This is a genomic window from Bradyrhizobium sp. WYCCWR15520 (assembly GCF_056174665.1).
In genome coordinates, this window is record NZ_JBWBWM010000141.1 from 1 (window position 1) to 1,543 (window position 1,543).

1 protein-coding gene is annotated in these 1,543 nt (G+C 62.8%); it reads left to right on the forward strand.

Annotation, left to right across the window (positions count from 1 at the left end; genetic code table 11):
• Nucleotides 1-169: 169 nt before the first annotated feature.
• Complete coding sequence (locus AC0QUY_RS42530; RefSeq protein ID WP_161853446.1) at nt 170-1,519, forward strand: IS5 family transposase; 1,350 nt, start codon at nt 170-172, stop codon at nt 1,517-1,519.
• Nucleotides 1,520-1,543 lie beyond the last annotated feature (24 nt).

The window sequence follows — 1,543 nt, forward strand, 5'->3', positions numbered from 1 at the left end:
GTCGTGCGTGAAGAACTTCCAAGCCATTGAGCGGGAGTCGAATTTTCTGGCGAGAGGCGTTTTGAGATTGCAAGCTTTCGGGCTTTGGGGGCCCAAAAGCTTGCAATTTTGCTTTTGAGGATTCCGTCGAATCGCGGGTCATGATTCCTTCGGTGGACCGGAGGGAACGATGAAGCCAAAGGAACGACGCGACGGCGGCCAAGCCGATCTTCTGCGCTCGCGGCTGGACGCGATCATCGACTTGAACCATGCCCTGGTAAAGCTGGCGCGGACGATCGACTGGTCGTTCCTCGAAGAGCGGTTCGGCGCGGTCTACGAGGACAAGCCGGGCCGGCCGCCGCTGCCGACACGGCTGATGGCGGGCCTGGCCATCCTCAAGCACACCTACGACCTCTCCGACGAGGTGCTATGCGAGCGCTGGGTGGAGAATCCCTATTACCAGTTCTTCTGCGGCGAGGAGTTCTTCCAGCACCGCCTGGTGTTCGACCGCTCCTCGTTGACGCGCTGGCGCCAGCGTATGGGCGAGGAGAAGCTGCAAGCCCTGCTGCAGGAGAGCCTTGCGGTCGCCACCAAGACCGAGGCGATCAAGCCGTCCGACCTCAATCGGGTCATCGTCGACACCACGGTGCAGCCCAAGAACGTGATGTTCCCAACCGATGCGCGGCTCTTGAACCGGGCCCGCGAGATCCTGGTTCGGCTAGCCAAGGGCGCCGGCATCAAGCTGCGTCAGTCCTATGGGCGAGTCGGCAAGTTTGCCCTGATCAAGCACCAGCGCTATGCCCATGCCAAGCAGTTCAAGCGCGCCAATCGGGCCTTGAGGACGCTGCGAACCTATCTCGGCCGCGTCATCCGCGACATCGCCCGCAAGCTCGACGGCAACGTCGGCTTGTTCGATGGGGTCGCGCTCGACCGCATGCTGGCGCTGGCGCGATGCGTGCTCGACCAGAAGCAGCGCCAGCGGGGCCCCAAGGTCTACTCGCTGCACGCGCCGGAGGTGGAGTGCATCGGCAAGGGCAAGGCTCACCGGCCTTACGAGTTCGGGGTCAAGGTCTCCGTCGCCACCACGCTATCGCACGCCAAAGGCGGCCAGTTCGTCACCCATGTGAAGGCGCTGCCCGGCAACCCCTATGATGGTCACACGCTCAAGATCGTGATCCCGGAAATGGAGGTGCTGATCGGCAACATCATCGAGCGCCTCGTTCTCGACAAAGGCTATCGCGGCCACAATGCGCCACCCGACTACAAGTTCAGGGTGTTCATCTCAGGCCAGAAGCGGCGGGTGACGCCAAAGATCAAACGCGAGCTGCGCCGGCGTTCCGCCGTCGAGCCGGTCATCGGCCATCTCAAATCCGAGCATCGCATGGGGCGTAACTACCTGTGGCACCGCCAGGGCGATGCCGCCAATGCCGTTCTCGCCGCAGCGGGCTACAACTTCCGGCGTCTCATCCGCTGGCTCGAGCTCTTGTTGCGCCAGTTCCTCGCCCAGCTCACGGTCCGACTTCAATTCGTCCCGAGTTGAAATCCGGCGTTCTTCACGGCCGAC